General features: G+C 64.6%; 4 protein-coding genes and 1 pseudogene. All 5 read right to left on the bottom strand.

Annotated elements, in window-relative coordinates; all coding sequences use genetic code 11:
• Positions 1–297: pseudogene (locus tag W823_RS0127455) on the bottom strand (hypothetical protein); the annotation flags it as partial.
• 23 nt (positions 298–320) lie between these two features.
• Positions 321–2828, bottom strand: a complete 2508-nt coding sequence (gene gyrA / locus W823_RS32295; RefSeq protein WP_023954152.1) for a DNA gyrase subunit A — start codon at positions 2826–2828, stop codon at positions 321–323.
• A gap of 48 nt (positions 2829–2876) precedes the next feature.
• A complete protein-coding gene (gyrB, locus tag W823_RS32290) occupies positions 2877–5018 on the bottom strand; it encodes a DNA topoisomerase (ATP-hydrolyzing) subunit B (RefSeq protein ID WP_023954150.1) in 2142 nt (713 codons plus the stop codon).
• Positions 5019–5292: 274 nt separating this feature from the next.
• Positions 5293–5880 carry a DUF721 family protein gene (locus W823_RS32285; RefSeq protein ID WP_023954148.1) on the bottom strand — a complete coding sequence of 196 codons (588 nt, stop codon included), beginning with the start codon at positions 5878–5880 and terminating at the stop codon, positions 5293–5295.
• Positions 5880–7052: a DNA replication/repair protein RecF gene (recF, locus tag W823_RS32280; RefSeq protein WP_023954146.1), complete on the bottom strand. Its 1173-nt coding sequence runs from the start codon at positions 7050–7052 to the stop codon at positions 5880–5882. The genes W823_RS32285 and recF overlap by 1 nt, the downstream gene beginning before the upstream one ends.
• Positions 7053–7058 lie beyond the last annotated feature (6 nt).

The following is a 7058-nucleotide window of genomic DNA, read 5'->3' as shown; positions in this document are numbered from 1 at the left end:
CTGACCGCCTTGCGAGCCGGCACGCTGCCAAGGAGGCACGCCACCGGGGCCGGTCCCGTTGCCGGGAGGCCGACCCTGTGCCGGGGCCTGACCCTGACCCGCGTCCGGCCGCGGCGCCTGATCCTGCACTGACACCGAAGGACGTGCGCCGTTGGCCGAGGAGTTCGCCGCGGCGGAGGTCGCCGTGTCCTGCTCACCACCGCTGCCCGACGATCCCTGCGGACCTTTCGGCGGCCCACTGGTGCCGTTCGGTTCGCCCGCGACCTTGGGTTCGTTGGGCTCGTCAGTTGTGCTCATGCGTTCCTTTGCGTTCGCCTCAGCTACTTCTTGCCGGCCGGCCCGTTCTGCGTGTCAGCCGGTTCATCCGGCTCGTCGGCATTGCGGGCAATAGCCAAGAGCGTAGTTCCTTCGCCCAGGTTCATCAGGCGGACGCCCTTGGTTTGGCGTCCGGCCTTGCGAACCTGCCGCGCACCGGTGCGGATGACGCCTCCCCCGGAGGTGATCGCATAGAGCTCACTGTCGTCGTCGACGATCACTGCGCCCACCAACGCGCCGCGGCGTTTGTCGTACTGGATCGTCAGGACGCCCTTGCCGCCGCGACCCTGCACGGGGTAATCGCTCATGGCGGTGCGCTTGGCGTAGCCACCCGATGTCGCGACCAACAGGTAGGTGTCCTCGCGGACCACATTCAGCGACAACAACTGGTCATCGTCGTTGAACCGCATGCCCTGGACACCAGAGGTCTGCCGACCCATCGGACGCAAGACGTCGTCGGTGGCCGAGAAGCGGATCGACTGTCCCTTCGTCGACACGAGCAGCAGGTCGTCGTCGGCGCTGCACAACTGTGCGCCGACCAACTCGTCCTCACCGCGCAGGTTGATCGCAAAGATGCCGCCGGAGCGATTGGAGTCGAAGTCCACCAAACGCGACTTCTTCACCAGTCCGTTGAGGGTCGCGAGCACCAGGTAGGGCGCATCCTCGTAACTCTTGATCTGGATGACCTGGGCGATGCGCTCCTCGGGCTGGAAAGCCAGCAGGTTGGCGACGTGCTGGCCACGAGCGGTGCGGTTGGCCTCCGGCAGTTCGTACGCCTTCGCCCGGTAGACCCGGCCCTTGGTGGTGAAGAACAGGATCCAGTCGTGGGTGGAGCACACGAAGAAGTGCCGGACGATGTCGTCCTGCTTGAGACCGGCACCCTGGACACCTTTACCGCCGCGCTTCTGGCTGCGGTAGAGATCGGTCTTCGTCCGCTTGGCATAGCCGGTTTCGGTGATGGTGACCACCACGTCTTCGCGGGCGATGAGGTCCTCGTCGGACACATCCCCGTCTGCGGCAATGATTTTCGTGCGTCGCTCGTCGGCGAACTTCTCGACGATCTCGGCCAGCTCGTCGCGCACGATGGCGCGCTGGCGCTCAGGCTTGGCGAGGATGTCCTTGTAGTCGGCGATCTCGATCTCGATCTCTGCCAACTCGTCGACGATCTTCTGCCGTTCCAGCGCCGCGAGCCTGCGCAGCTGCATCGCCAGGATGGCGTCGGCCTGGATCTCGTCGACGTCGAGCAGCTCGATCAAACCGGTACGCGCCAGGTCGACGGTCTGGGACCGGCGGATCAGCGCGATGACCTCGTCAAGCGCGTCAAGGGCTTTGACCAGACCGCGCAGGATGTGGGCCCGCTCTTCGGCCTTGCGCAGCCGGTAGCGGGTGCGCCGGATGATGACGTCGATCTGGTGCTCGACATACAGGCGGATCATCTTGTCCAGGCGCAACGTTCGCGGAACACCGTCCACGATCGAGAGCATGTTCACGCCGAAACTGGTCTGCAGCTGGCTGTGCTTGTAGAGGTTGTTCAGCACCACCTTGGCCACGGCATCGCGGCGCAGGGTGACCACGATCTGCATGCCGACACGGTCCGACGACTCGTCGTCGATCCTGCTGATGCCCTTGAGTTTTCCCTCGTTCACCTGTTCGGCGATCGACAGGATCATGTTGTCGGGGTTCACCTGGTACGGCAGCTCGGTGATGACGAGGGTGGTGGCACCCTTGTTCTCCTCGATCCGCACCACGCCTCGCATACGGATGCTGCCCCGGCCGGTGGTGTACGCGTCGCGGATGCCCTGGCCGCCGACAATCAGTCCCGCGGTTGGGAAGTCGGGTCCCTTGATGCGTTCCATGCAGGCTTCGAGAGTGCTCTCCTCGTCGGCCTCGTAGTTGTCGAGTGCCCAGAAGATCGCGTCGGCCACCTCACCGAGGTTGTGCGGCGGGATGTTGGTGGCCATACCCACCGCGATGCCGCTCGACCCGTTGATCAACAGGTTCGGTACACGTGAGGGCAGGACCGTCGGTTCCTGGGTCTTGCCGTCGTAGTTGGGAGTGAAATCGACTGTCTCCTCGCCGATGTCACGCAACATCTCCATGGCGAGCGGCGTCAGCCGGGCCTCGGTGTACCGCATTGCGGCCGCGCCGTCGTTGCCGCGGGAACCGAAGTTGCCCTGGCCGTCGACCAGCGGATACCGCATCGACCACGGCTGCGCCAATCGCACCAGCGCGTCGTAGATCGCGGTGTCGCCGTGCGGGTGGTAGTTACCCATGGTCTCGGCGACCGGCTTGGCCGACTTGACGTAACTGCGGTCGGGCCGGAACCCGGCGTCGTTCATCGCGTAGAGCAGTCGGCGGTGCACCGGCTTGAGTCCGTCTCGGACCTCGGGCAGCGCGCGGCCGACGATGACGCTCATCGCGTAATCGATGTAGCTGCGCTGCATCTCCTGCTGGATGTCTACCGGCTCGACGCGGTCTCCGGCGCCACTGTCCGGTGGCAAGGTGTCGGTCATCAGTTCACTTTCGTCGTGTCAGGTCGAAGCAGATGGAAGCGGAGTCCGTCAGACGTCCAGGAAGCGAACGTCTTTGGCGTTGCGGGCGATGAAGCTCCGCCGGGCCACCACGTCCTCCCCCATCAGCACACTGAACAGTTCGTCGGCGGCGGCGGCATCATCGAGCGTCACCTGACGCAGGACACGCACCGAGGGGTCCATCGTGGTCTCCCACAACTCCTTGGCATTCATCTCGCCGAGACCCTTGTACCGCTGGATGCCGTCGTCCTTGTTGATCTTCTTGCCGGCCTGGGCGCCGGCCTCGAGCAGACCATCGCGCTCACGGTCGGAGTACGCGAACTCCGGCGGTGCACCCTTCTGCCACTTGAGCTTGTACAGCGGCGGCTGAGCGAGGTACACGTGACCGTGCTCCACCAGTGGTCGCATGAAACGGAACAGCAACGTCATCAACAAGGTCGAGATGTGTTGTCCGTCAACGTCCGCGTCGGCCATCAGCACGATTTTGTGGTACCGCAGTTTGCTGATGTCGAACTCGTCGTGGATACCGGTACCGAAGGCGGTGATGATCGACTGCACCTCGGTGTTCTTGAGAACACGGTCGATACGGGCCTTTTCGACGTTGATGATCTTTCCGCGGATCGGCAGGATCGCCTGGTACATCGAGTCGCGTCCCGACTTGGCGCTGCCGCCGGCCGAGTCGCCCTCCACGATGTAGACCTCGCACTTGCTCGGGTCCTTGCTGCGGCAGTCCGCGAGCTTGCCCGGCAACCCACCGATGTCGTTGGCGCTCTTGCGGCGCACCAACTCTCGCGCTTTGCGCGCGGCCAGCCGGGCGTTCGCCGACTCCACTGCCTTGCGGATGATGATCTTCGCCTCGGCAGGGTTGGACTCGAACCAGTGCGCCAGGTTCTCGTTGCTCACCTTCTGCACAAAGCTCTTGACCTCGGTGTTGCCGAGTTTGGTCTTGGTCTGACCCTCGAACTGCGGGTCGGCGACCTTGACCGAGATGACAGCGGCCAGGCCCTCACGGATGTCTTCGCCGGTGAGCTTGTCGCCCTTGTCTTTCACCAGCTTCTTCTCGGTGGCGTACTTGTTGACGGTCGCCGTCAGCGCGGAACGGAAACCTTCCTCATGGGTGCCACCCTCGTGCGTGTTGATGGTGTTGGCGAAGGTGTGCACCGACTCGGCGTATCCGCTGTTCCACTGCATGGCCACCTCGAGTTCGTGGCCTGTGCCCTTGGCCGTGAAGCTGAGCACGGAGTTGTGGATGGCGGTCTTGCGGTTGTTCAGGTGACGGACGAAGTCCTCGAGACCACCCGGGTAGTGGTAGATCCGGGTACGGCTCTTCTTCTTCGAGTTCTCCGGCTTGCCCTCGGCGTCGACAACGGCTTCGTCGGCGAGCTCGGTGTTGGCGGCTTCCTCGGCCAGTTCGTCCTCGGACTTGGGTGCCTCTGCCACATCGACGTCGTCTGCGTCGCCGACCTCGATGGTCGCCGGCCGCTCATCGGTGAGGGTGATGGTCAGGCCTTTGTTGAGAAAGGCCATTTCCTGCAGGCGGCGCGCGATGGTGTCGAAGTCGTAGGTGGTGGTCTCGAAGATCTTCTCGTCGGCCCAGTATCTGACGGTTGTGCCGGTCTTCTTGGTGGGCGCACCCTTCTTGAGAGGCCCCGGAACTGCATTGGTGTAGGTCTGCTCCCACGAGAAGCCGGCGTGGTTGATCTCCAGCTCGACCGTCTTCGACAGCGCGTTGACCACGGAGATGCCGACACCGTGCAGACCACCGGACACCGCATACGAGTCGGAGTCGAACTTTCCGCCGGCGTGCAGCTGTGTCATGACGACCTCGACGGTCGGAATGCCCGTCTTGTGCATACCGGTCGGGATCCCGCGGCCGTCGTCGACCACCTGCACCGCGCCATCGGCGCGAAGGGTGACGTCGACCCGCGAGGCATAGCCCGCCATGGCCTCATCGACCGAGTTGTCGACGACTTCCCAGATCAGATGGTGCAGGCCGCGCGCACCGGTGGAACCGATGTACATACCGGGACGCTTGCGAACCGCCTCGAGGCCTTCGAGGATGCTGATCGAATCCGCACCGTAGTCGCTGCCCTTTTTCTTGGCCGGGGCCTTCTTGGTCGGTTCCGGCTGTTCCGGCTGTTCCGGATTCTGGGGTTCGGTGCTGTCGGCCACGAGTGCGTCCGCTCCTTACATCGCCATTGAGTCACACCACGCGGTACGCGCCCGGCAGCCATCGCTGTTCTGCTCCCGGGGTTCCCATGCGGCGGTCTACCCCGGTTCGGGGCAACTCTCTACATACTACTGGGTAAGGCGACAAGGAATGGCCCTGCAACACCCCTGACTTGTCCGCAGACGGATTTTCTCGGATGAGACCTAGTCCGACCGACACAGCGGGTACGTCGTCCACGTTCTGACGGGATTCGTGGCCGGTTCGCCAAATCCGTGTCTAGCCGTAGGTGTCGCGGGGTCCGCGGCCACGGACGTGACGTTCGCCTTTGCGCCAGGATGGGCTCTGCGGGCCGGTGATCCGCAGGCTCGTGACAACCCCGTGGCCGGCCGAGGCCGCGATCTTGGCAAGGATCTGGCTCTGGATCAGCCGCAGTTGGGTGGCCCAGGCAGTCGACTCGGCCGTGACGTGTAAAACCTTGTCGCGCAATGCTTTGGGCTGCGCGTGCGCCGCGATCTCGGCACCGACGATCCGGTCCCAGGCACCGAATACGGTGCCTTCACTGAGCTTGGCGTTCCATCCGCGACGGCCTGCCAGACCCCCGGCGACACGACCGAGAGGTTGCGGGTCGTAGGGGTCGGGGTGGGCACCGGTCCACGATCTACGGGTGGTTTTGCGCGGTGCAGCTGTCCGTCTGCCAGGAGACGCGCGGCCCTGACCGACGGATTTACCGGCCGCGCGAGCAGCGGCCCGGGCGTCTTCGAGTGCTTTGCGCGCCATGTCGTAGCCGCTGCCCTCGGACCTGCCGCCGCCTCCGGACTCGTTTCCTGTACCCGGCTCTTGCCCCTTGCTGGGTTCCTCGGTCATCACCCGACCACCAATTCCGACGTTCGAACGCCTGCCGACTCGATGATATTCACCGCGACGGTCCTGCCGCCGATCTGAGAGGGGATGTCGTCGGCGACCGCCGCGGTGATGAGGACCTGCTCGGCCCCGGCCGCGACGTCGGCGAGTTTCTCGCGGCGCTTGGCATCGAGTTCGGCGAACACGTCATCGAGCATCAGTACCGGTTCGACGCCGTCGGCACGCACCAGTTCGACAGAGCCCAGACGCAGTGACAGGGCCATCGACCACGACTCGCCGTGACTGGCGAAACCCTTCGCCGGTTCGGTGCCGAGCAAGAGATCGACGTCGTCTCGGTGAGGCCCGACAAGCGTCACACCGCGGTCTATCTCTTTCTGACGCAGCGCCGCGAGGTCGCTGAGCAGCGCCGCTTCGATGTAGTCCACATCGGCCTTCTCCCCATGCGCCGGGATCACATCGATCGACGCCGACGATCGGTAACGCATGTTCGCCGGCCGAGAATGCGGCGCGATCGTCGAATATGACTGTGCCACATGGGATTCCAGTTCGTTCACCAAATCGATCCGCGCGGCGCTCACCTGGGCGCCGTACGCGGCGAGCTGGGCGTCCCACACGTCCAGCGTGCTGATCACCGACTCGGCGTCGCTGCCGCCCCTGCGTAGGGCGGCCGCCGCCGTCTTGAGCAGTGCGGCCCGCTGACGCAACACCCGGTCGTAGTCGGACTTGGCCGCGGCCCACCGAGGACCACGCATGGCGACCAGTTCATCGACGAACCGACGTCGCTCCCCCGGATCGCCGCGCACCAGCGACAGGTCTTCGGGCGCGAACATCACCGCACGTAGGATCCCCAGCACATCGCGTGGCCTGCGGCACGGGGCACCGTTGATGGCGGCCTTGTTGCTGCGAGCTCCGCCGATCACCAGATCCACCGTCAGTTCACGACCGTCGTTCTCCACCGTCGCGGTGACCCGGGCCTGGTCTGCCCCGGTACGGATCAGTGGCTGATCAGTACTCACCCGATGCGACCGCAAGCCGGCGACATAGTAGAGCGCCTCGAGCAGGTTGGTCTTGCCGAATCCGTTTCTCCCCACGAAAAGTGTTGTGCCCGGGCTGAGTTCGATGGACACCTCATCCCAGGAACGGAAATCGCGCAGCGACAGATTGCGGACGTACACCTGCTC

The organism is Williamsia sp. D3 (genome assembly GCF_000506245.1).
Lineage (GTDB): Bacteria > Actinomycetota > Actinomycetes > Mycobacteriales > Mycobacteriaceae > Williamsia > Williamsia muralis.
Note: the sequence above shows the minus strand (reverse complement) of the source record. Positions and strands in the feature narration are given on the sequence as shown.